At 64.0% G+C, this 24,485-nt stretch carries 19 protein-coding genes; 8 read left to right on the forward strand and 11 right to left on the reverse strand.

Annotation, left to right across the window (positions count from 1 at the left end; translation table 11 throughout):
- Positions 1–234 precede the first annotated feature (234 nt).
- On the forward strand, positions 235–1,146 hold the full coding sequence (locus AC1AZA_RS06570; RefSeq protein WP_476513870.1) for a hypothetical protein: 912 nt from the start codon (positions 235–237) through the stop codon (positions 1,144–1,146).
- 352 nt (positions 1,147–1,498) lie between these two features.
- Here the strand turns inward: AC1AZA_RS06570 and AC1AZA_RS06575 are convergent, their stop codons facing one another.
- The 5 genes from AC1AZA_RS06575 to AC1AZA_RS06595 form a co-directional block, all read right to left on the reverse strand.
- Positions 1,499–2,383 carry a YesL family protein gene (locus AC1AZA_RS06575; protein WP_476513871.1) on the reverse strand — a complete coding sequence of 295 codons (885 nt, stop codon included), beginning with the start codon at positions 2,381–2,383 and terminating at the stop codon, positions 1,499–1,501.
- A 444-nt stretch (positions 2,384–2,827) separates the two neighbouring features.
- A complete protein-coding gene (locus tag AC1AZA_RS06580; protein ID WP_476513872.1) occupies positions 2,828–3,739 on the reverse strand; it encodes a carbohydrate ABC transporter permease in 912 nt (303 codons plus the stop codon).
- Position 3,740: 1 nt separating this feature from the next.
- Positions 3,741–4,691, reverse strand: a complete 951-nt coding sequence (locus AC1AZA_RS06585) for a carbohydrate ABC transporter permease (RefSeq protein ID WP_476513873.1) — start codon at positions 4,689–4,691, stop codon at positions 3,741–3,743.
- Between the two features lie 138 nt (positions 4,692–4,829).
- Positions 4,830–6,191 carry an ABC transporter substrate-binding protein gene (locus AC1AZA_RS06590; protein ID WP_476513874.1) on the reverse strand — a complete coding sequence of 454 codons (1,362 nt, stop codon included), beginning with the start codon at positions 6,189–6,191 and terminating at the stop codon, positions 4,830–4,832.
- A 335-nt stretch (positions 6,192–6,526) separates the two neighbouring features.
- Complete coding sequence (locus AC1AZA_RS06595; protein WP_476513875.1) at positions 6,527–7,570, reverse strand: LacI family DNA-binding transcriptional regulator; 1,044 nt, start codon at positions 7,568–7,570, stop codon at positions 6,527–6,529.
- Positions 7,571–7,729: 159 nt separating this feature from the next.
- Here AC1AZA_RS06595 and uxaC point away from each other — a divergent pair, with 159 nt between their 5' ends.
- The 3 genes from uxaC (at position 7,730) to uxuA (ending at position 12,101) form a co-directional block, all read left to right on the forward strand.
- On the forward strand, positions 7,730–9,148 hold the full coding sequence (uxaC, locus tag AC1AZA_RS06600; RefSeq protein WP_476513876.1) for a glucuronate isomerase: 1,419 nt from the start codon (positions 7,730–7,732) through the stop codon (positions 9,146–9,148).
- Positions 9,149–9,193: 45 nt separating this feature from the next.
- Entirely contained in the window at positions 9,194–10,831 is a 1,638-nt protein-coding gene (locus AC1AZA_RS06605) for a mannitol dehydrogenase family protein (RefSeq protein ID WP_476513877.1), read from the forward strand.
- A 139-nt stretch (positions 10,832–10,970) separates the two neighbouring features.
- Complete coding sequence (gene uxuA, locus AC1AZA_RS06610; RefSeq protein ID WP_476513878.1) at positions 10,971–12,101, forward strand: mannonate dehydratase; 1,131 nt, start codon at positions 10,971–10,973, stop codon at positions 12,099–12,101.
- Between the two features lie 121 nt (positions 12,102–12,222).
- Here the strand turns inward: uxuA and AC1AZA_RS06615 are convergent, their stop codons facing one another.
- From AC1AZA_RS06615 to AC1AZA_RS06635, 5 genes are all read right to left on the reverse strand, one after another.
- Positions 12,223–12,642: a hypothetical protein gene (locus tag AC1AZA_RS06615; protein ID WP_476513879.1), complete on the reverse strand. Its 420-nt coding sequence runs from the start codon at positions 12,640–12,642 to the stop codon at positions 12,223–12,225.
- Between the two features lie 328 nt (positions 12,643–12,970).
- Positions 12,971–14,425 carry an MFS transporter gene (locus AC1AZA_RS06620; protein ID WP_476513880.1) on the reverse strand — a complete coding sequence of 485 codons (1,455 nt, stop codon included), beginning with the start codon at positions 14,423–14,425 and terminating at the stop codon, positions 12,971–12,973.
- Between the two features lie 102 nt (positions 14,426–14,527).
- Entirely contained in the window at positions 14,528–16,030 is a 1,503-nt protein-coding gene (locus tag AC1AZA_RS06625; protein WP_476513881.1) for a hypothetical protein, read from the reverse strand.
- A gap of 526 nt (positions 16,031–16,556) precedes the next feature.
- Positions 16,557–16,868: a type II toxin-antitoxin system RelE/ParE family toxin gene (locus AC1AZA_RS06630; RefSeq protein ID WP_476513882.1), complete on the reverse strand. Its 312-nt coding sequence runs from the start codon at positions 16,866–16,868 to the stop codon at positions 16,557–16,559.
- Positions 16,861–17,145 carry a type II toxin-antitoxin system Phd/YefM family antitoxin gene (locus AC1AZA_RS06635; protein WP_476513883.1) on the reverse strand — a complete coding sequence of 95 codons (285 nt, stop codon included), beginning with the start codon at positions 17,143–17,145 and terminating at the stop codon, positions 16,861–16,863. The genes AC1AZA_RS06630 and AC1AZA_RS06635 overlap by 8 nt, the downstream gene beginning before the upstream one ends.
- 433 nt (positions 17,146–17,578) lie before the next feature.
- On the opposite strand from AC1AZA_RS06635, the gene AC1AZA_RS06640 reads away from it, so the two are divergent.
- Both AC1AZA_RS06640 and AC1AZA_RS06645 read left to right on the forward strand, forming a co-directional pair.
- Positions 17,579–20,074 carry a glycoside hydrolase family 31 protein gene (locus AC1AZA_RS06640; RefSeq protein WP_476513884.1) on the forward strand — a complete coding sequence of 832 codons (2,496 nt, stop codon included), beginning with the start codon at positions 17,579–17,581 and terminating at the stop codon, positions 20,072–20,074.
- Positions 20,075–20,223: 149 nt separating this feature from the next.
- A complete protein-coding gene (locus tag AC1AZA_RS06645) occupies positions 20,224–21,495 on the forward strand; it encodes an MFS transporter (RefSeq protein WP_476513885.1) in 1,272 nt (423 codons plus the stop codon).
- A 151-nt stretch (positions 21,496–21,646) separates the two neighbouring features.
- Here the strand turns inward: AC1AZA_RS06645 and AC1AZA_RS06650 are convergent, their stop codons facing one another.
- Positions 21,647–22,651, reverse strand: a complete 1,005-nt coding sequence (locus tag AC1AZA_RS06650) for a LacI family DNA-binding transcriptional regulator (RefSeq protein ID WP_476513886.1) — start codon at positions 22,649–22,651, stop codon at positions 21,647–21,649.
- 104 nt (positions 22,652–22,755) lie between these two features.
- Here AC1AZA_RS06650 and AC1AZA_RS06655 point away from each other — a divergent pair, with 104 nt between their 5' ends.
- Positions 22,756–23,745 carry a sugar kinase gene (locus AC1AZA_RS06655; RefSeq protein WP_476513887.1) on the forward strand — a complete coding sequence of 330 codons (990 nt, stop codon included), beginning with the start codon at positions 22,756–22,758 and terminating at the stop codon, positions 23,743–23,745.
- A 67-nt stretch (positions 23,746–23,812) separates the two neighbouring features.
- Positions 23,813–24,478: a bifunctional 4-hydroxy-2-oxoglutarate aldolase/2-dehydro-3-deoxy-phosphogluconate aldolase gene (gene eda / locus AC1AZA_RS06660; protein ID WP_476513888.1), complete on the forward strand. Its 666-nt coding sequence runs from the start codon at positions 23,813–23,815 to the stop codon at positions 24,476–24,478.
- The last annotated feature ends 7 nt before the right edge of the window (positions 24,479–24,485 follow it).

Raw genomic sequence — 24,485 nt, forward strand, 5'->3', positions numbered from 1 at the left:
GCGCACGCCGAGTCCCTCGCGGTTCCTTAGCTCGTCGATGCGGTTTCTTTCCTCGGCCGACAGGTGGGAATACACTTTCGTCATGAGCGCGACACTTTCTCTTCGGTTGTGGACTTGAACACTTCCAACCTTAGAGCGGGTGTTGCGCTTCTATTTAGAACCCGGGTTTGCCCGGTGCCTCTCCGCCCTCTGCTACACTGGCCGATGAGGGATATCAGTGAAGAAGGTCCCTCCATGTTCGAATTCAGGCACGAGCCCAGCGCCAACCGCATCATGCGCCATCAGGCATGGCAGACCAACGGCCAAGCCCTCGCCAGAGCCAAGACCCTCAACGCGAAGACGGGCAAGAACCCTGTCTATGCCCTTTCCACGGCCCTGCAGCTGCTCGGCCGGCAGACACCGCAATCGTTCGCTCTCCCAAGCAACGTTCTTCATACGGTGTTTCCCACGCCACGGGACGTACGCCGGACCGGAGATGCGATGCGTCATACGTGGCGCCCGCTCGAAACTCTGGGGTCAATCGTCACCGTCGACGGCGTACGCTGTACGTCCCCCGCGGCCACATTCGCGCAGCTGGGCGCATACTGCTCGCTGGAGGATCTGGTCGCCATCGGCGATTCGCTCACATGCCGTGACGCCATGCTGCGCCGCGCCGAAGTCGAACAGCTGCAACGTTTCGTGGACCGCGCCGGGCAATTCTTCGGAAAAGCCAACGTGTCGCGGGCACTGCGGCTGATCCGCTCCCGGACCGATTCGCCCGCGGAAACGCGCATGCGGCTCATGGCCATGCAGTACGGGCTACCGTGCCCGCAGACGGATGTCGTCATAGCCAAGGAACCGCTCGAGATCCGGCTCGACGCGGGCTGGCCCGAATATCGGATCGGGATGGAATATCAGGGGAAACACCACCGCGAACAGTACGAGAACGACCTCATCCGGGGCAATGGAATCCTGAGGACCGGATGGATCGCGTTCCAATTCACGCACGGCATGCTGACCGATCCCGCGCTGGCATACATGATGTTCGAGGCCGTGGCCGCGGCGCTTCATGCGGCCGGCGCGCCCATCGAGCATGCCCGATCGGAGCCGCTCAGTCTGAGGAAGGTGTCCGATCGCCCGGCGGGCAGACCGCCCCGCGGGGCCTGACAAACCCTCCCGCCCATTTCACGGCCGAGCGGCGGAATACCAACAAGGCCGGGCAAAATCCTCCGATAGTTTGCCAAACACCGATCAGACAGGCCGACCGGACAGACCTTTCCTCGGACAAACCTTCCGGGGGATTTTGACCGACAGCCCCGGAATTCCGCCGTTCCGGAAAGAAACACCCCCGGAAGTTTGCCAAGAGCCGCACAGGACCCGACAAACTTTTCCACCTATTTCACGGACAAACGGCGGAATTCCGCCGCTCGGACAATTAATACCCCCGGAAGTTTGCCAGGCGGATGCGAAAACGGTCTTATCCGGCCCGCCCGGCCAACCCGGTCCCGCCCGGGCCGGCCTACTGCATGACGTCGGCCCCGCCGCGCCAGAAGGACGACCGGCGCGGGCGCTTGGCATCCGCACCCACGGAGTACATGTCCCGGATCCGCTTGTCCCCGCTTTCGACGGCCATCTGCGCGAAGAGGATCTGCGCCTGCCAGCGAGCGGCCGAATACTCGATGTAGAAGATCAGCCCGGTGCCGAGCATGAGCACGAGGATCGGATTCCACATCACGCCCCAGAAGAACCCGACCATGACCACGAGTGCGATGAGCAACGCCACCCACCGGCGCACGGATAGCAGCACGGCACTCTTCATGACACTCCACCACTTGGCCTTGGGGTATTCGACGATGATCACAAGCCCCACGAAGTAGGCCTGAAGAAACAGCGCCATGGCCACGAGCAGTACCGGCATGAGCACCGCCCCGCCTTGGAATTGCTGGGAAAGCTGGATGTCGTACCCGAAGGCGAAGATCGCGAATCCGCACGTGAGCCCCACGAGCAGAGCACGCAGGAACAGCTTGCCGTAGGCACGGAAGAACGGCTTGAAGATGGCGGCGGGACGGTCGGACGGCACGTACGGTGCAGCGATCCAGTCCGGCGGAAAATCGGGATCCTTGGCGTGGTCCTCCGCGAGCTTGACGCGCAGTTGGGCGTCGCGGGAGCCGAAGGTGGGCTGATCGCGGAAGATGGCGAACAAAGCCGCGAACCCAGGCGCGCTCAGGGCCAGGGCACCGGCGTAGGTGGGATAGTACGTGATGGGCACGCGCAGCGCGAAGCAGATGGTGAGCGGCAGCGTGCACAGCAACGTCAGCCATCCGGCCATGAGCATGAGGTAGATGCTGTTGGCCACGGTGGTGAAGGCCTTGTTGAACGATTGCTTGCTGAATGAGGACGCCATTGTTCCTACTTTACTCGATATGTCTGGGAGGTTCCGGTGAACGGTCGGCCTGCGTAGACCCGGATGCAGGCGACCGCGGATGCTCGCAGCGTAACCAACCGTGACGGTCGCTCCGGAGCCGACGTACCGAAGGGCCGACGGGCCAGACCGGATTTCAACGTTTACCTACGATGATAAGGATAAGCCCCTCCACCGATTGGGGAGGAGGGGCTTAGTGATGCTAGTTCAGAGGAAAGTATGATTTCTCGCTAGCGGGTTGGATGGGGAGGGGCGAGACGGGCCTATGGGAAGCCCGGCGGGGACTCCGCCAGACCAACCGGCTCGCCTTCGGCCCCTGCAATTATTGACTCGCCTACGGCGAGACTCAATCCAACCTTCGCGACCCACCACGGGCCGCTCAGGCTGACGCTGGTCGGCAGTCCACCGGGCTGCCGACCTACCGCGTCAGCCCTTCATGCCGGAGGTCGCGATGCCTTCGACGAACTGCTTCTGGCCGATGAGGAACACGACCAGGATAGGCAGCACGGAGATCACCGAACCGGTCATGATCATGGCGTAATCCGCGGAGTACTGGCCGATGAACGTCTTCAGACCGAGCTGAATGGTCCACAGCTTGTTGTCACGCAAGTAGATCAACGGGCCCATGTAGTCGTTCCACGTGTTGGTGAACGTGATGATGGCCAGAGCCGCGATGGACGGGCCGGACAGCGGCAGCACGATGCGCGAGTAGATGCCCCACTCCGAAAGGCCGTCGAGACGGGCGGCCTCGGACAGCTCGTCCGGGATGGTGTCGTAGAACTGCTTCATCATGAACACGCCGAACGCACCGAACGCCTGCAGCAGGATGATGGACCAGCGGGTGTTCGCGATGCCGAGGGCGGCGAGCATCTTGTACTGGGGCACCATGTAGGACTGCCACGGGACGGCCATGGTGGCGATGTAGATGAGGAACAGCACGTTGCGGCCGGCGAACTTGATCTTGGAGAAGCCGTAGGCGGCGAACGAGCCGGTGAACACCTGCAGGAACGTCACGCAGATGGCGAAGAAGACGGTGTTGCCGGTCCACAGGCCCATCTCGGCCTTGGTCCAGATGGTCAGGTAGTTCTCCCAGTGCCACACGGAGGGGAACCACTGAATCGGGACCATGTAGACTTCGTTGTTCGGCTTGACGGCCGAAAGGAACATCCACACGAACGGCAGGACCATGGCGATCGACAGGGCGATCATGGCCAGGTAGCCGATCACGGTGCCCACGATCTTCAGCGGGCTCACGGGCTGCTTGTTGAACGGAATCTCGGCGGACGGAGACCCGGCGCCCTTCACGGCGACGGGGGACGTAGAGGTTGCGCTCGTCATCTCACTTCTCCTTCGCATTGTTGTAGATGAACTGAATGATCGTCACGATCATGCACAGGAAGAACAGGACCAGGGACACGGTGCCGGAGTAACCGAAGTTGCCGTTGTCGAACGCCTGCTCGTACACGTACTGGGCGAGCACGTAGGTGGCGTCGCCGGGGCCGCCGTTGGTCATGACCAAGGTCAGGTCGAGGATCTTGAAGGAGCCGATGGTCAGGGTGACCATGACGAAGAACAGGGTCGGGCGCATGCACGGCACGGTGATCTTCCAGAAGCGCTGCCAGCCGTTGGCACCGTCCACCTCGGCGGCCTCGTACAGCTCGCCGGGGATGGTCTGCAGGCCTGCGAGCAGCAGGATCATGAAGTAGCCGACCTCACGCCAGGTGCCCACGATGATCACGGCGGGCATGGCCCACTCGGTGGTGGAGAACCAGCCCGGGGCCCAGCCGCGGGTGAAGATGCGGATGAACTGGTTGATCACGCCGGCGTTCGGGTCGAACAGCATGCTCCACACCTGGGCGGCGGCGACGATCGAGGTGATGTAGGGGAAGAAGGCGATGGTACGGAAGAACGCCTTGCCCTTGAGCTTCGAGTTGAGGATGACGGCCAGCGCGAACGCGATGACGAGCGTCAGCGGAATGTGGACGACCGCGTAGTAGATGGTCTGCCAGAACGAGTGCATGAACTTCTCGTCCTTGAACATGCGGGTCCAGTTGTCCAGGCCGTTGAACTTCGGCATGCCGAACGCGCTCCACTTCGAGAACGCGATGTAGAACAGCGAGATCACCGGTCCGAGCACCAGGAACAGGAAGCCGATGAAGTTCGGCGCGATGAACAGCAGGCCATTGCGCAGATTGCGCCGCCCGATGGCGTTCGTCGTCAGTTCACCGCCCTTCGGCCTCTTCGCCGCGGGCGCCGGAGCGGCCACGGGCTTGCTTGCCACATCACTCATTGGAATTCTCCTCCCTAAAAAGATTCCTATGATTGGGTTGATATTGCTCACGGCTTGGATTTTCGGCAATGAAAAAGCGGGCCGCGCACATTATTGTAAGGCACGACCCGCTCATAGTCGTTCAAGCCGAAGCTAAACTTACTTCAGCAGGCCCTGATCGGCGATCTGCTTGGCAGCGTTGGCGAGGGTGTCATCCACGCCACCGGTCTCGGTCATGATGGTGGAGTTGGTGGTCTTCAGGATGGTCTGGACCTCGTTGGTGGCCTTGTCCACGAAGTTCTCAGGACGGGTGTCGTGCTCCTGCCAGGACTTCTGGGAGAGGTCGTCGTTCGCCATGCCGTCCACACCGAAGAAGGTGCTCTTCACGGCGTCGGAGAAGTAGGCCGGGGTGGTGGAGATGGCAGCCAGAGCCTTGGCGCCGCCTTCGCCGGAAGCGAACTCGACGAACTTCTTGGCAGCGGCCAGCTTGTCGCCGGAGGCGCCGGCGGAGATGGCGAGGCCGGTCGGATCGGCGAAGGTGATCGGCTTGCCGTCGGAGCTCTTCACGGAAGAGGACTGCGGGATCGGAGCCATGCCCCACTCGAACTTGTTGGCGTCGCCGGACTTCTGCTGGGAGACCAGCGTGGCGGCGTACCAGGTACCCATCGGCAGCATGGCGGCCTTCTCGGTGCCGAACTGCGCCTGGTACTGGACCTTGTTGGCGGTGGAGGTGTTGTAGTCCACGGTCAGCTTGTCGTCCTGGGCCTTAAGGAACACGTTCTTGTACATGTCGGCCATGTAGGAGTAATCGCCGGACAGGAAGTTCTTCTTGGCGCCGTCAGCGGTGGCCGCGGACTGGGCGGTGGTGAAGGACTGGAACACGGACTGCCAGTTGTGGTGGTAGGTCGGGAAGACGGAGTTGGCGTCGTAGCCGGCAGCCGGCAGCTTGGCCTTGAGTTCCTCGGCGGCCTTCATGTAGTCGTCCCAGGTCCAGGTGCCGTCCGGAACGGCCACGCCGGCCTTCTCGAACATGGTCTTGTTGTAGAACAGGACCCAGGAATCCTGGCGGTACGGCATGGCGTAGTACTTGCCGTCGATGTTGTACTGGGAGATGTCGATGTTCTTGTCGCTCTTGTAGGTGTCGGCCACGGAGGTCAGGTCCGCGAGGCCCTGGGAGTCCACGGCGTAGGTGTAGTACTTCTGCAGGTTCTTGATCGGGAAGACCTCGGGGGCGGTGCCGCCGGAGAGGTCGGTGGTCAGCTGCTTGTCGTAGTCGTCCGCGGAGTATTCCTTGATCTTGACGGTGATGTTCGGGTTTTCCTTCTCGAACGCGTCGACCAGGGTCTGGAACTCCGGGGTGGACTTGAGGGACCAGCCGGCGAACTGGATCTCCACCTTGGCGTTCGGGTCCAGCGTGGCGTTGGCGACGTCACCGCCGTTGCCGGACGAACCGCAGGCGGACAGGGCCATGGCGGCGATGGAAGCGATGGCAGCTGCCTGAACAGTGCGCGTGTACTTCATGATGTTCCTTTCTTCCTTCCTAGCATCTTTGCTAAGACCGGGGCTGATCGCTGCTACGTGATCGGCTCCGTTCTTGGTTATTACTATACCGCACCTGATTGATCACTTCTGATTGTTGCCATCTTTTGCCTTGATTATTTCCGACCACACACTCCCTGAAATCACCTGAAGAACGTTGCCATATCAACGTTTGCCAATGTTTTCAAGGGTTTTCGAGCGCCGAACTTTCGCTCACTTGTAATCATCACAGCGCTACGGAAATGCTCAATTCCGCTCACCGGCGAACATTCGGGCGTTTTGCGGGGGCGCAACCGGAGCCGGATGCCGTCACCGCCCTACTGGACCACGCGGGCGGTGCTGGCGCGCGGAACGAACGTGGAATCCACCACGACGGGCTTCATGCCCTCCTGCGACTTGATACGCCGCAGACGGCCCACCAGCTCGTCCACGGCGAGAGCCGCCGTCTCGCGCCGGGGCATGCGCACGCTGGTCAGGGCCGGGGTGACCAAGGAACTGACGGGGATATCGTCGATGCCCACCACGGAAACCTGCCCGGGCACGGCCACATGCTGGGCGCGCAAGGCGGCGATGAGCCCGATGGCGATCATATCGTTGAAGGCCACCACGGCGGTGGTGGGATTCCTCAGGAACGTCTCCGCGCACCGGTAGCCTCCGGAGAACGACGGCGCGTCCGCAGCGATGCGCCTGAGCCGCATGCCCCGCATGGAGCACAGGGCCGTCATGATGCGCCAGCGCGTGCCCTCCTGCCAGCTGGTCTGCGGACCGGATACATAGGTGATCTCCGTATGCCCGAGCTGCGCCAGATGCCCCACGGCCTCCTCCAGCCCGGTCTGCACGTTGCCGATGATCGACTTGACGCCGCGGATCGAACGGTTGAGCGCAACGACCGGCTTGATCTCCGCGAGCTTGCGGATGGCCGAGTCGGAACGGCGCGACGAGCCAAGGATGATGCCGTCCACATGCGGGCGGGCGATCTCCACGGCATTCTTCTCTATGGCGCCGGTCTCCTCCGAATCGATGACGAGCAGACCGTACCCCAGATCGAGACAACGGTGCTGGGCGGCCTTGACATAATCCGCGAAGATGGGATTGGCCAGATCGGAAACCACAATCGCAATCTGATCGGTGGCACCGCCGGTCGGATCATACGAGGAGATGGGCGCCGCGCGATAGCCGAGCCGGTCGGACACCTCGCGGATGCGACGGGCGGTCTCCGCGCTCACACGGCCGGGACGTGCGAACGCACGGGACACGGTGGACGGGGAGACGCCCACCTCGCGGGCCACATCCCGGATGGTGACGCGATGCTCGCCGCCCTCGTCCACGGATTCCGCTTCGGCCCGTTCGTCCTGCGTCATGGCACTCCCCTCGCTTATGACAGTTATATATAAGGTATAACCGATGGACTCCCCTTGCGCGCCGGGCACAAGACGGGCTGCGGTGCGCCAATCGGCGCTTTTGCCGTCAAAACGTGGCAACGTAGGGCAGTTTCAGGGGCAAGAAACGATAATGGAGACATGACCACAACGAAGTATGATCTCAATCCCGACCGTCTTCTTCCCCCGAACCCCGTGGAGCGTGACATCGCCCGCGACCTGTACGACGCGGTGAAGGACCTGCCCATCATCTCCCCGCACGGCCATGTGCCGGTCGAGTGGTTCCACGACGCGGACTACCATTTCTCCGATCCGACGAGCCTGTTCATCACGCCCGACCACTATGTCACCCGCGTCATGCACGCGCAGGGCGTACAGCTCAAGGATCTGGGCGTCAACCAGAAGCACTTCACCCCCGAGCAGGCGCGCAACGCGTTCCAGATCTGGGGCGACAACTGGGGCGCCTACGCCGGCACGCCCATGCGCTACTGGTTCGAGGACTCCCTGCAGAACGTGTTCGACATCCACGAGAAGTTCGGCCCGGACACCGCCGTCCACATCTACGACGAACTCAACGACCTGCTCAAGCAGCCCGAATTCACCACCCGCGAACTGGTCAAGAAGTTCAACATCGGCTTCATCTCCACCACCGACGACACGCTCGACGATCTCCACCTGCACGACGAGACCAACGCGGACCCGGACTTCCCGGCCCGTCTGGCCCCGGCCTTCCGTCCGGACGTCTACCTCGAGCCGCTGACCGAGGGCTGGGCCGAGCTCGTGGGCAAGCTCGGCAATGTGGCCGGCGTGGACACCTCCACCTACGAGGGCTTCACCGAGGCCCTGCGCCGCCGCCGCCTGTACTTCAAGGAGCACGGCGCCGTCCTGTCCGATCACTCCCACGCCGACGTGCGCACCGACCGTCTGTCGGACGCCGAGGTCAACAAGCTGTACGCCGAGGCTCTGGCCGGCACGATCGGTGCCGAGGATGCCGTGCGCCTGCGCCGCCACTTCTTCTCCGATCAGGTCCGCATGGCTCAGGAGGACGGCCTCGTGATGACCGTGCACCCGCACGTGCACCGCTCCTACGACCCGTCCAATCTGGCCGCCTACGGCAAGGACACCGGCGGCGACGTGCCCGCCAAGGCCGAATTCACCGTGGACCTCAAGGCCCTGCTCAACGAGTACGGCAACAACCCGGACTTCCACTTCGTGGCCTTCACCATGGACGAGACCGTGTACGCCCGCGAGCTGGCCCCGCTGGCCGGCTTCTACCCGAGCCTGTACATCGGCGCCCCGTGGTGGTTCATCGACGCCCCGGAACCGATCCTGCGCTTCTACGGCGAGGTCGTGCCGAACGCCGGCTTCACCAAGCTGTCCGGCTTCATCGACGACACGCGCGCCCTGTGCTCCATCCCGGCCCGCCACGACATGAACCGCCGCCTGACCGCGCGCTACGTGTCCGGACTGGTGGCCGACCACCGCCTGACCCTTGAGGAGGGCCGCCAGATCGTGGTCGATTCCGTGGTCGCCCAGCCCACCAAGGTCTTCAAGCTCTAGTCTTCACAGCCTCAGATTCGATTGTTCAGAAAGGAAACGAACACCATGGTTCTTCATCTCACCGACGACCTGAACGCCACCAAGGACGAGTGGGCCAAGGCCGGCATCAAGCTGCCCGCTTTCGATCCCGCCGCCGTGCGCGAGCACACCGTCGAGCACCCGTACTGGGTCCACTTCGGCGCCGGCAACCTGTTCCGCGCCGTGCACGCCGCCATCGCCCAGGACCTCATCGAGGCCGGGGAAACCGAGTCCGGCGTAATCGTGGCCGAGACCTTCGACGCGGACATCGTGGACGAGGCCTACAAGCCGTTCGACGACCGCTGCCTGCAGGTGGTCCTCAAGGCCGACGGTTCCGTCGACAACCGTCTCATCGCCTCCGTGGCCGCCGCATACGGCGTGCGCAACCACGAGGACGAGGCCTGGGCGGGACTCGCGAAGGTGTTCCGCAACCCGGAGCTCCAGTTCGCCACCGTCACCATCACCGAGAAGGGCTACGCGCTGACCGATCCGGCCGGCGACGTGCTGCCGTGGATCGAACCCGAGGTCGAGAACGGCCCCGAGGCCGCCGTCTCCGCCATGGGCGCCATCACCGCCCTGCTGCTGGAACGCTTCAAGGCCGGCGCCTACCCGATCGCCATGGTCTCCACCGACAACTTCTCCCAGAACGGCGACCGCTTCGGCGCCGCGATCAAGCAGTTCGCCGGACTGTGGAAGGAGAAGGGCTTCGTGGGCCAGGACTTCCTCGACTACCTCAACGACGAGTCCAAGGTCACCTTCCCGCTGTCCATGATCGACCGCATCACCCCGAACCCGGCCGAATCCGTGGCCAAGCAGCTCGAGGCCGCCGGCTTCGGCGACACGCAGATCATCCACACCGCCAAGCGCACCAACGTGGCCCCCTTCGCCAACACCGAGGAGACCTGGTATCTGGTCGTCGAGGACAAGTTCCCCAACGGTCGCCCGGCCCTCGAGAAGGCCGGCGTGTACGTGGCCGACCGCGCCACCGTGAACGACGCCGACGAGATGAAGGTCACCACCTGCCTCAACCCGCTGCACACCGCACTGGCCACCTTCGGCGTGCTGCTCGGCTACCCGTCCATGAGCGCCACCATCGCGGACCCGGACCTGAAGAAGCTCGTGGAGCGTCTCGGCTACGTGGAGGGCCTGCCCGTGGTGACCGACCCGAAGATCTTCTCCCCCAAGGAGTTCCTGCGTCAGGTGATCGAGGTGCGCGTGCCGAACCCGAACATCCCGGACACCCCGGCCCGCATCTCCACCGACACCTCGCAGAAGATCCCGGTGCGCTACGGCGTGACGATCAAGAAGTACGTCGAGGACCCGTCCAAGGACCTCGGCTCCCTGACCGCCATCCCGCTGGTGATCGCCGGCTGGCTGCGCCTGCTGCTCGGCGAGAACGGCGTGGCCACCAACGACAAGGGCGAGAACGTGGCCCTGAGCCCGGATCCGCGCCTCAAGGACCTGCAGGAGAAGCTGGCTCCGCTTTCGCTCGGCGGCGATCTGACCAAGGCCGACGACGTGATCAAGCCGATCCTTGCGGACACCACGATCTTCGGCACCGACCTCAACACGACGCCGCTCGCCGCGAAGGTGCTGGACTACTTCAAGCAGTTCGCCGCCGGCACCGGCACCGTGCACGCCGTGCTGGAGAAGGCGCTCGCCTGATCGGACCCGCATCCGCATGGCCGCCGCGAGGAGCCGCCCGCGAAGATTCGCCCGGGCGGCTCCTCGCACGACCGCAGATTGCCAAGAGACCCAAGTAGACTTGAAACTGTAAGCAAACCATTCAAAGGAGAACACCACCATGCATATGGGATTCCGCTGGTACGGCGAGGGCAACGACACCATCTCGCTGGACGACATCCGCCAGATCCCCGGCGTCGAAACCATCGTCTGGTCCCTGCACCACAAGCAGGCCGGCGAACTGTGGGAGCCGGAGGAGATTGAGGCCGAGATGAAGAAGATCACCGGCCTTTCCGAGGACGACCGCAAGCGCGGCGTCACCAAGACGTTCAACGCGGACGTGGTCGAGTCCGTGAACGTGCACGAGTCCATCAAGACCGGCAAGACCATGCTGGGCATGAGCCGCGACGAGGCCCTCGACAACTACATCAAGACCGTCGAGAACCTCGGCAAGGCCGGCGTCAAGGTCGTCACCTACAACTTCATGCCGGTGTTCGACTGGCTGCGCACGGACATGTTCCACCCGTCCCCGGACGGCTCCACCGCCCTGTACTACGACGCGCACAAGGTCGCCCAGCTCACCGACCCGCAGGCCCTGATCGACGAGACCCTCAACGGCGCCGGCAAGCTCACCATGCCGGGCTGGGAGCCGGAGCGCCTGGCCCACCTCGGCGAGTTCATCGAGGCGTACAAGGGCATCGACCACGAGAAGTACTACGAGAACTACAAGGTGTTCCTTGACGCCGTCATCCCCACCTGCGAGAAGTACGACGTCAAGCTGGCCGTCCATCCGGACGACCCGGCCTTCGACCTGTTCGGATGGCCGCGTGTGGTCTCCTCCAAGGAGGGCATCCAGCGCGTGCTCGACCTCAACCCGTCCCCGTACAACGGCCTGTGCCTGTGCCTGGGCTCCTTCAGCTCCCGCCGCGGCAACGACCCGGTGGACGCCGTCAAGACCTTCATGGACCGCATCCACTTCTCCCACGTGCGCAACATCAAGTTCTACGACGAGGCCGGCTCCTTCTCCGAGGTGGGCCACCGCGCGTCCGAGGGCGACGTGGACACCGTGGGCATCATGAAGGCCTACGCCGAGGCCGACTACCAGGGCTACATCCGTCCGGACCACGGCCGTCACCTGTGGAGCGAGAACACCGAGGCCGGCCGTCCGCGCCCCGGCTACGGCCTGTACGACCGCGCCCTGGGCATCCAGTACCTGCTGGGCGTGTGGGACTCCTTCAAGTACAACAAGTGATGCGCCTGCGCTGGCGCTAACGCCTTGCGCCGGTCGCATGTGAACTGAATGGGCCCCGGATCGCGGTTGATGAAACCGCGGCCCGGGGCCCATTCGCATGGGCAAGGCATGGCTGGTGCAACTATCCGATATGGCGCTTGCTTTGGTACCGAAGGTAATTTCTCACGTTTATCGCAACCTTTATGCATGTTGCAACCACAATGACATTGAACAGCAGCGATGGAATAAGCACCACGTTCCACAGCAGATTGTCTACCTGAACATTGCCGACGAGTATCAGCAACTCCGAACTCGTCACGCCAATGGCCAATAACGCGCACCATACGATAACACTCCTGCATTTGCGCATACTAGATGCCATGTCATACGAACAAATGGTCATGGCCAATGACGGAACGATCCAGAGCAGATACAAGAGATAATCAGCCCCGCCCAATCCCCCGGAATCAGCCCATAGTTGGACCAACGACAGCAGAAAGATGACGAGACCAAGTACAAAGGCTGGCCGATAACAGCGGTCATCACGCGATACATTCATCATTGATGTACCCCATTCATGTATGAAACATCAAATACCAATAAGATGAATACGCACAATAACTCCTTTGTTACTATTGCAAAATACACATCAATGGCATAATTATGTCGAATACCACCTCCTCCTATAAATTATTCTTATACTAACAGAACGATTCATTTGACACACTATCGAAAAAAGCATGCCACAATCATCAATGCATCCCCTCGCATGCCCTGTCAGTCCCGTCGTGAAGCATGGCAAGGGGAGTAGCGCAACAGCATCGCGCCACTCCCCCTAGGCCCCTGTTGTTCCCCAGCGTACCGGAGGAAGCCAGAGAATAGCCACTACCTTACGCCTCGGCCTCGCCGCGCTTGGCCTTGAGGATGGCCACGTTGGAGTCCACACGCTTCTTGTTGAGCGGGTAGAGGAAGACGAGCAGCAGGATGCCGGCGACCAGCGCGACTGCGGGGATGATCGTGCTGAACGTGTAGATGTTGTTGCGCACCTCGTCGGTCTGCACCGTCGTGGCGCCGGACTGGTAGCCGACCCAGGTGAGCGCGTTGCCGGCGAGCCAGCCCGCGATGGCCTGACCCACCTTGCGGCCGAACGAGTACACGGAGTACACGGTGGCATCCTCGCGCATGTTCTGCGTCACCTCGATGTCGTCGATGGTGTCCGTGGCCATGGCGTAGCAGACCATGGTGCTCATGCCCACGCCGAAGAACATGATCATGTAGCCGACGGTGAACACGAGGGGCTGATCGGTGTGCAGCACGAACAGGATGATCACCACCGCGCAGGCCAGCGACAGGCCGATCATGGAGATGCCCTTGTGGCCGATGCGCTTGGTGAGCGGGCGGACCAGCGGGGCGGAGACGAGCATGGCCAGGGATCCGCCCATGGTGGTCACGGCGATCATGCCCGCGTTGCGGAAGTAGTCGGCGTAGATGTAGTTGACCATCTGCATGAGGAAGATCAGCGCGATGGCGGAGCACACGCTCATGAGGATCAGGCCCCACAGGGAACGGCTCTTGAGCGCGTTGCCGATCATGTGCAGCGTGGACTTGCGCTCGGCGGCGGCGGATTCGCCCTCCTGGTGGTGGCTTTCCGGCTTGACGCGCTCGGTGCACAGACGGTAGCAGGCGAAGAAGCACACCAACGCCAGGATGGCGAAGATGCCGGAGACGAGGGCGAAGATCTGCGTGCCTTCGCCGCCGCGGATGATCTGGGAGCCGTCGATCGCGGTCTCATAGATGATGAGCGGGGCGACGACGCCGATCACCAGGCTGGCGCAGGTGGAGCCCACGGAACGGAAGGTGGACAGCGAGGTGCGGTCCTCCGGCTCGGCGGAGATGAGGGACGCCATGGAGCTGTAGGGGATGTTCACGCAGGAGTACAGGATGCCCCAGATGATGTACGTGACGTACATGTACACGATCCTGACCCACATGGGCGAGCTGACCGCGAAGGACTGGTACATGAGGAACGAGAAGATGACCACGACGGGCGCGACCTTCATCATGACCGGACGGTACTTGCCGCCCTTGCCGGCGGGCATCTTGTCCACCACCACGCCGACGGTGACATCCGCGAAGGCGTCGATCACGCGGGCGATGAGGAACAGGGTGCCCACGACGGCGCCGGAGATGCCCATGACCTTGGTGTAGAAGATCATGAGGAACGAGCTGGCGAACGTGAACATGAAGTCGTTGCCGAAGTCACCGAACAGGTAGCCTACCTTGTCTCGGATGCCGAAGGGGCGCACGTCCTCGGGCGGCGTGGCCGTGGTTGTTGCGGTACTCATGATGGTTTCTCTCCTTTGAGAATTCGTTGGATTGATGGACAGATGGATGGAATGGATGGGCGGCGGGCGGGCCGGCGGCTGTGGCCGGCTACAGCGCGCCGACTACAGCACGACGAACGCGATGGACGCCGGCGGCACCGTGAGTTCGCCATCGACCGGGACCGCCTCGAGCGCCGGCAGCGTGCCGTCCGCCTCGAGCGCGAGCGTACGCCCGTTGAGCCGCATGCTCGCCGCGTGCGTGCCCTCCGCATCGAGCAGGTACAGGTCGCCGCCATCGGCGCCGCGCACCACGGTGGGTTCCGTGGCCGAATTGTTGATCAGCAGGTAGGCCACGCCGTCCCGGCCGTCCTTGCGGGAGCGTGCGAACAGGTGGACGCCCTCGCGCGCGGGCTCCCCGGCGTTGTACACCGTGGTGCCCATAAGCCGGTTCCACAGCAGCACAAACCAGTAGTTGGGCCGCGGCGTGTAGTCGTCGTGGTCGAGCCAGCCATAGTCGGAGGAGGCGAGCGTGTTGTGGAACAGCACGCCGTCGGTGAGTTCGCCGAACGTACCCAGCTCGTTGGCGGTGCGGAACACCTCCAGATAGGTGGACGCCCACGTGTCGCCGCCCAGGCCGGCGTCTCCGGTCTCCGTCACCCACATCGGGGCGCCGGGCGTGTACCGGTCGCGCAGGGGAAGGTAGACCGCGCAGGCGGCGCGGGTGACATCCAGATAGCGCTCGCCCATGGCCTCGCCCGCGTCCCAGTGGTTGCCGAGCAGGCTGGCGCCGCGCTCGGAGATGCCGTTGTACCAGTGGTAGCTGAACGCGTCGGCCGGCTCCGTGAGCGCAGGCATGAGTTCGGACGTGCGGAACGAGATGATCTTGTCGTAGATCGGGGAGCGGTAGGTGTTCACCTCGCTCGTGGGTACGGACGGGTCGGAGCCGTCGGAGGCGCTGGGCCCCACGCACAGCGTGCCGGGGTAGTTCTCGCGCAGGAAGCGGAAGAAGGCGTCCTGATCGCGCGCATAGTCGGCCATGTCGTAGTCCAGCGGCGAGTACTGGCCGTTGGCGAGCGCGTTCGGCTCGTTCATGAATTCGGCGGCTTCGATCGGCACGCCGTAGTCGCGGCTGAAGTCGAACAGCAGCTTGGCCTGCTCGGGGTTCCACGTGCCGTCGGCGTTGTGGGCACCGGCGCTGTTGGCCACGGAGACCATGAGGTGGCCGCCGATCGCCCTGACGAAGTCGAGCACGCCCGTCCACTGCTCGCGCGTGAGCACGCTGGCGAAGCCTTCCGGGGCCTTGCCGCCGGTGGTGCCGTCGAAGTCGTAGTACGTGTTGGACGCCCAGCTGCCGGAAACGCGCACCCATGCGGGTCCGAGCGCGCCGGCGAGCATGCGCAGACGGGGGTCGGACAGGTCCTTGGGCGGGTAGACCTCCATGATGCTGGCAAACTGGGAGAGATCGCTCAGTTCGAAGCCTTCGGTGCCCGCAATCTGCTCCGGGGTGTAGCGCTTCCAGAACGTGCCGCCGGTCACCTCGGTCATTTCCACGTTGTAGGACGCCATGAGCGGATTCACCTCGCGGATCCTGGGCAGCTCGCCCGACCGCAACGATATGGTAGCCATGCAGTCTCCTCCTTCGGAGATTCCTTATCTTCCGGCTTCCTCGCCGGACATCTTCACTGTATGGTGTTTGCACGAGGGGCGTTTTTGTTTCACGCGTTTTCAGTGGAGAACGATTGACGCCGGGACGGCCGACGGTCTACGGTTGACAAACTTCCGAGGGTATTTCCTCCCCGATCGTTGACATTCCGCCATCCGGCCGGGAAATCCCCCGGAAAGTTTGTCAATCGAACCCCGACCACGCCCGTGTATTGTCTCGGGGCATCGTTGACGCCCGGCAGAGGCCGGCGGCGCTGGCAGCCCCGGGAGACGTCAAGCACCTGGTCGACAAGGACCTCGCCGGCGTCCGGGTCGATAGCGGTGATCACGCCATGGACCACCCACCCTGCCCGCGTTCCCCTGCCGATGAGTCTCATCGAGACCGTCCCAGCACGGAGAATCTTCGGTGAGCACGCCATGCGGAAGTCGGATACGCTTGCGATCAGTACGGCTATGCAGGCGCTCGAGGCGGCACACCGCCACAGGGGCTTTACTGCAGATGTTGTGACAAATCACGTTTCGCATAGATAACCCTGGACACGGTGACGGTTTGGGACTGCTCGTCAACCCAGTAGAAGACCCCGTAATTGCCGACCATGATGCGTCGGTATTCGTGACGAAGCGGACGAATCGGAATATAGGCGGGATGCGAATACGGGAACTCGGCCAGACCCTCGATCGCGACGTCAAATCCCATCATGAGGCTCTCTGCCGCATGCGGACCGTGCAGCTCGCCTGCGATATAGGAGACCGCGGCGCTCATATCCCCCACGGCCTTCGGCAGAATCTCGACCTTATACATGGGCGGCATTGTCGATTGCCGCTCGCATGGAGGCCAGCGCCTCCTTGGGGCTGAACCGGGTTCCTGTAGCTTCCGCCTCGCGTTCCCCCTCCAACAGCATGTCGTACACATGGCTGTCGAAGCGAAGATTCTCGTATGCCTCCATGCTGAGCACCACCATGTCGCCGAAACCGTTCTTCGTAAGGAACACAGGCTCGCCCGTCTCATGTACGGTGCGGGACACGTCCGCAAAATTGTTGCGAAGGTCCGACACCGGACGAATCATCGTATTGGCCACGACAACCACCTCCAATCCTCAATTTAGCATGATTACGCTAAATTGAGGATCGCGGCGTCAGCCCGGCCACGTTTCATTCATCCGTCAACATCCGAAGCCCCGGTGACGCCAACGATGTACGCCGCCGCCACAGCCCTCGCCCGTCACACCAACCATCGGCGGAAAACCGTGGAAAACATCGATCGAAAACGCTCACCCGGACGGAAAAATCAAACGATTGACGCGCGTCGAATCGAATCAACCCATCCGCAGCGCCTCAGCCCACCCAGCCGTCATGGAAAACGGCGGAAAACCCGCGTCGCACCGTGCGCAGAAGCCGCACACTGAAGCCGTCGACGCCGCAAGGCAGCAGGCGCCGCACCCGCAACCACCACCGCAGGAGCACTGCAGCAGCACCACGGCGACGCAGGCACAACACGGCAAAGGAGCACCCATGAAGATCAGCACCAAGCTCATCTCGCTGACCAACCACGGCAACCGGCTGGACGTCGAAACCGACGGCGCACGGTTCCAGATCTACCTCATCGACCGCAACATCATCCGCATCCGCAGCACCTTCCGTCCCGAATTCCCCGAGGAGCTCAACTACGCGCTCGTCAAGACCGCGTGGGAGGACGCCTCCGACGAGCTCATGGCCGGCGAGCGCACGCGCGTGGAGCCCATCGCCGTCGAGACGGTCGAGCCCGAGCCCGGCGTGACCGAGGTGTCCACCGGCGCGTACCGTCTGCGCATCACGGCCGAGCCGTTCGCCTTCGAGATCCTAGACATGGACGGCAACGTGCTGCACGCCGATCTTCCCGGCCGCTCCTTCATGCAGGACAGCCTCGGCCGCCCCACGCACTACTCGCGCATGGGCGACCACGACCACTTCTACGGCTTCGGCGAGAAGAGCGGCGAGCTCAACAAGATTCGCCGCCGCATGCGCATGCACAACACCGATTCGCTCGGCTGGGACGCCTCCAAGTCCGACCCTCTGTACAAGATGATCCCGTTCTACATCGACTTCGACGCCGAGCGGAACCTGGCGCACGGCATGTTCTACAACAACGCCGCCGACTCGGTGTTCGACATGGACTGCGAGCACTCCAACTACTGGCTGCGCTACAGCTACTTCCAGGCCGAGGCCGGGGACATCGACCTGTACTTCATCGGCGGGCCGACCGTGAAGGACGTGGTGGAGCACTACACGGACCTGACCGGCAAGACGGCCATGATGCCGCTCTCCAGCCTGGGCTACATGGGCTCCACGATGTTCTACACCGAGCTGGACCGCGACTGCGACAAGGCGATCGAGGACTTCGTGGACACCTGCGCCAAGTACGGCGTGCCGTGCGACGGCTTCTTCCTGTCCTCCGGCTACACGTCCGGCAAGGACGGCAAGCGCTACGTGTTCAACTGGAACTACGACCGCTTCCCGTCCCCGGCCGGATTCATCGAGGCGCTCGAGGCCAAGGGCGTGCAGGTCTCCCCGAATATCAAGCCCGGCATGCTGCTCACCCACCCGCTGGCAAGCGACTTCGAGGACGCGGGAGCCTACGTGCGCACCGCGGACGGCACCGCCTCCGAGACCGACCGCTACTGGGGCGGCCCCGCGCACTTCGTGGACTTCACGTCCCCGGCCGGCCGCGCCAAGTGGAGCGAGCACATGACCCGTCAGCTGCTGGACAACGGCATCCGCTGGATCTGGAACGACAACAACGAGTACGAGATCGCGGACAACGACGCCCTGACCGAGGCGGAGGGCCTCAAGCGCCCGATCGGCGAGATGAAGCCGCTCATGAGCACGCTCATGGCCAAGACCGCGCACACCGCCATCGAGGCGTTCGACGCGGACGTACGCCCGTACGTCACCAACCGCGCGGGCTACGCGGGCATTCAGCGCTACGCCCAGACCTGGTGCGGCGACAACGGCACCACGTGGACGAACCTCAAATACAACGTGCCCACCATCCTGGGCATGGGACTGTCCGGCGTGGCGAACCAGGGCGCGGATATCGGCGGGTTCGACGGCCATGCTCCGGAGCCCGAGCTGTTCGTGCGCTGGGTGCAGAACGGCGTGTTCCAGCCGCGCTTCTCCATCCACTCGTGCAACACGGACAACACGGTGACCGAACCGTGGATGTACCCCGAGTACACGCACTACATCGCCGACGCGATCCGCCTGCGCTACCGTCTGGCCCCCTACTTCTACGCCCTGCTGCACGAGGCGTCCGTGACCGGCGCGCCCATCATGCGCCCGTTGGTCTACGAGTTCCAGAACGACCCGCGCGCCTGGGACGAGAGCTTCGAGTTCATGCTCGGCCCCTCGCTGCTCATCGCCAACGTGCTGGACAAGGGCGTCGACCACATCGACGTGTACCTGCCCGCCGGCTGCGACTGGTACGACTTTGAGACCCGTTCGTGGCTCGCCGGCGGCCAGACCGTCACCGTGCCGGTCACGCTGGCCTCCATGCCGATGTTCCTGCGCTCCGGCGGCATCGTGCCGCAGTGCCCGGGCCTGACGAACCTGCACAACGAGACGATCGACCACCTGACCGTGCTCATCGAGCCGGGCGAGCACACCGCGTTCACCCTGTACGAGGACGACGGCGTGACCCGCGCCTGGGAGCGCGGCGAGTATCTGGCCACCCGCATGGAGGTCACGCCCTCCGCGGACGGCTTGGCGATCGACGCGACGCGCGAGGGCTCCTACGCCACCCGCGTGGAGCGCATGGAGCTCGAGGTGCTTTGCCGGCGCATCGCCCCGCTGAGCGTAGAGGTGAATGGCCATGAGGTGCCGCGCTTCCTCAACTACGACAAGTTCCTGCGCACCGGCGAAGGCTGGTTCTTCGACGGCCAGACCCGCAAGGCCATGGTCCGCTTCGCCAACCCGTCCGGCGACTGGCATGCCGAGCTCGTCTTCAAGGCCAAGGACCTCGTGTCCATCTGATCCGTTCGGACGATCGGGCAAGGCCGTCCGGGCCGATCCGCCCGACGATCCCGGTTCGTCACTTCCCTTGCGGCCCGCCGATCCGCCGTACGCGCGGCGGGCCGCCCAATCCCCATACCCCCATTACCCCCGAAGGAGAGGCAAAACACATGACCGCAGCAACCGCCGCAACCGGGCAGGACGCCCGAAACGCGGCCCCCAAGTTCAATCTGGCCCGCTGGATGACCGGCTATCTGGCGTTCTGGATCATCATGTCCATCGGCTTCGCCATGGTCAGTCAGGTCCTGCTGCCGCAGCGCATCAAGGACATGGGCGCGGCCAACCCGACCGCCGTGCTCGGCACCATGACCGCCGTCGGCTCGATCGTCGCCCTCGTGGCCAACATCGTGATCGGCGCCCTGTCCGACCTCACCAAGTCGAAGTTCGGCAAGCGCACCCCGTGGCTGTTCTGGGGCGCCTGGTTCACACTGGCGTTCTACCTGCTCATGGGCAACATCGGCGTGATCGCGGGTCTGACCGTTACGCTGTGGCTGAGCAAGATCGGCTTCAACATGATGAACTCGCCCATCTACTCCACCGTGTCCGACCGCGTGCCCGAGCAGTACCGCGGCACCATCTCGTCCGCCATCGGCTTCGGCAACACGCTGGGTCTGGCCATCGGCGCGTTCGTGGGCGCCTACTTCGTGAACTCGGTGCGCATGGGCTTCACCATCGCCGCCCTGTGCATGTTCGGCTCCGCCATGCTCTTCCTGCTCATCATTCCGCGCGAGCCGGGCAACAAGGAGGAGAAGACCGAGCTGAAGGAAGGCAGCGTGTGGAAGCACGTGCTCTACTCCTTCACTCCGCCGGTCAAGGGCGCGTCCGACTTCTGGAAGGCGTTCTGCTGCCGCACGTTCCTGCTGCTCGGCATCCAGATGCTCTCCGGCTACTGGCTGTACATCTGCCAGGACTACGTGGGTCTGGAACGCAACGCCGCCGCGCACGTGGTGTCCATGATCGCCGTCTTCCAGATGATCGCCTCGATCGTGGCGATGGTGGTGGGCCCGCTGTCCGACCGCATCCACCGCCGCAAGCCCATGGTGGTGCTGGCCGCGTGCCTGGCGATCGTCGGCTTCGTGTTCCCGATCGTCATGCGGGACATCACCGGCATGTACCTCGCGGCCTGCTTCGTGGCGCTGGGCAACGGCATCTTCATGTCCATCGACCAGGCGCTCAACGTGGACGTGCTGCCCAGCAAGGAGAACGCAGGCAAGGACCTCGGCTTCATCAACGCGGCCACCACGGCCGGCCAGTCCGCCGGCATGGCCCTGACCTCCGCGATCGTGACCGCGACCGGCACCTACACGCTGATCTTCCCGATCGCCATCGTCATGTCCGTGCTGTCCATCGTCTCCGTGCTGCTCATCAAGTCGGTGAAGTAGCGCGAGCGGACGGGCAACTCGCGCGCGGCCCGGTTCCGCTCGGCGCGCGACCATTCGCGTCAAGGCTCCCTTCGGCTTCTCCCTGCCGAGGGGAGCCTTGCCGTATCTGCGGCATCCCGCGTACGGGACCACGACTCCATCTGGACAGCCGCTACATCTGGACGGCGGTGGGCGCGGGGGCGATCGAGGCGCGGGGCACGAATACGGACGGCAGGGCCACGGGACGCATGCCTCCCCCGTCCGCCGGCGCGGTGTGCAGCAGGCGGTCGATGATCCGGTCGGCCGCCATGCGTCCCATCTCGTCACGCGGCACGCGCACGCTGGACAGGTTCGGCGAGCAGATGAGGCACTTGGGCGTATCGTCCACGCCCACCACGGACACCTGCCACGGCACGCGGATCATATGCGACTCGAGGAAAAGCATGAACGCGTAGGCCACGTCATCGTTGAATGCGATCGCCGCAGTGGTGGGCCGGGACAGGAACGATGCGAACGCCGCATCGGATGCCTCGCCCACCGGGTAGGCGCACGGGGTGCGGCGGAAAGCGAGCCCCTCGCGCCGGCACGCACCCATGACGGCGTTGAGCCGCAACCCGTTCTGCCACGAGGTCTCCGGGCCGGACAGATAGGTGACCGACCGATGGCCGAGACGCTTCAATTCCGCGACCGCTGCCGTCAGGGCGGATGCGTCGTCCGGATAGATGGACTGCACGCCGCCGACGATGCGGTTGAGCACTGCGAGGGGCCGCTCCTGCGCGATCTTGCGGATCGTGGCATCGGACAGGCGCGAGGCGCTCAGGATGACGCCGTCCACGTGCGGGATGCTGCGTACGATGATCGCCCGCTCGCGTTCCTTGCTCTCCTCGCTCTCGCACACCATGAGGCCGAAGTTGCGTCGGGCGCACTCGCGCTGGATGCTGCGGGCGAACTGCGCGGACACGGGGTTCTCCAGATCCGTCACCACCAAGGCGATGAGGCCCACGAGCCGGTCTTCGCCGCGCGGCACGATGGCGTCCTGCCGGTAGCCGAGCCGCTGCGCCTCGGCCAGCACGCGGTTGAGCGTGTCCACGTTGACGCGCCCGGGCTGGCGGAAGGCGCGCGAGACCGTCGCCGGAGACACCCCGGCGGCCCGGGCCACATCCCAGATCGTTGTCATACGTCGTATCGTACGGCATTTGCGTGCAACAACCCGCCTCTGGGTGCCCGATGCGCTAGTGTGGAAGGAGCATAGGAGCACCGATGTTACAAGGGAGTTCTGCAATGACGACAACCGCCGATTTCACGGTCGAAGGCTTGAAGCCCGGCAAGGTCCTGCTCGTTGGCGAGGCCATGGCGCTGTTCACCGCAATGGAGGAAGGCGAACTGGGTGCCGTGGACACGTTCAACGCGTCCGTGGCCGGCGCCGAGCTCAACGTGTGCGTGGGTCTGGCCCGTCTCGGCCAGAAGCCGGTGTACATGACCAAGCTGGCTCCGGATCCGTTCGGCGATCGCATCCGCGCGTTCATGGAGCGCAACGCGATCGACACCTCGCTGGTCACCGTGGACGCCTCGCGCCCGACCGGCTTCATGATGAAGTCCAAGGTCTCGCACGGCGACCCCAAAACCTACTACTGGCGCAAAGGTTCTGCGGCCTCCACCATGGGTCCCGAGGACGTGGACGCCGTGGACTTCGACGGCATTTCCGTGGTGCACCTGACCGGCATTCTGCCGCCTCTGTCCGACTCCACGCTGGCCGCCTCGCACGAGCTGGTCAAGCAGGCCCGCGCGCACGGCGCGTTCGTCTCGTTTGACCCGAACCTGCGCCCCGCCATCTGGCCGAGCCTCGACCTCATGCGCGACACCCTGCGTGAGCTGGCCTCCCAGGCCGATCTGGTGCTGCCCGGCATCGGCGAGGGCCGCGAACTGTTCGGCGCGGAGACCATCGAGGACACCGCCAAGGCGTTCATCGACAACGGCGCGAAGGTCGCGGTCGTCAAGGACGGCCCGAAGGGCGCCTACGCCACCAACGGCTCCGAAAGCATATACGTGCCCGGCTTCGTGGTGGACACCGTGGTGGACACCGTCGGCGCGGGAGACGGCTTCGCGGCCGGCACCCTGTCCGCCCTGCTGGAGGGCAAGTCCATCGCCGAGGCCATGGAACGCGGTTGCGCGCTGGGAGCCATCCAGACCCAGTTCGTCTCCGACAACGAGGGTCTGCCCACGCCGAGCGAGCTTGAGGCGTTCAAGGCGTCCCACCACCGCGCGGACTGACCGCGGGCCGGCGCGGCCGGCCGATTCGACTTATCCAATATCAATCCCAACCAGAAAGAAGAACCAAATGGCAGTTACGAAGAGCGAAGAGCTTCTCCCCTACCTTGAGCAGCTGGGCGTCGTCCCGCTGGTGACGCTGCATTCCCTCGACGAAGCCGTTCCGCTGGCGCAGGCCCTCGAGGAGGGCGGCGTGCCGGTGGCCGAGGTCACCTTCCGCTCCCCCTTCTGCATCGAAGGCATGAAGAAGATCGCCGCCGAGGTCCCGGGCGTCACGCTCGTGGCCGGCACCGTGCACACGCTCGATCAGGCCAAGGCCTCCGTCGATGCCGGCGCCAAAGGTCTGGTCACCCCGGCCTTCACCGAGGAGATTGTGGACTGGGCGCTGGAGAACAACGTCCCGATCCTGCCCGGCACCGCCGTCCCGTCCGACGTGGACAAGGCCTACCAGCGCGGCATGCGCTACGTGAAGTTCTTCCCGGCCGAGGCCTACGGCGGCGTGAAGACCCTCAAGGCCCTCAACGGCCCGTTCGCGGAGATGAAGTTCCTGCCCACCGGCGGCGTGAGCCTGAAGAACGCGGCCGATTACATCAGCCTCAAGAACGTGTTCGCCATCGGTGGCTCCTTCCCGGTGCCGTCCGCCGCGCAGAAGGTTGGCGACTGGGCCGCCGTTGCGCAGGCCTGCAAGGACTCCCGCGCGATCGTCGAACCGATCATCGCCTCCAAGAACGCCTGAGCGGTCC

The sequence above is a fragment of the Bifidobacterium sp. LH_389 genome (assembly GCF_056357235.1).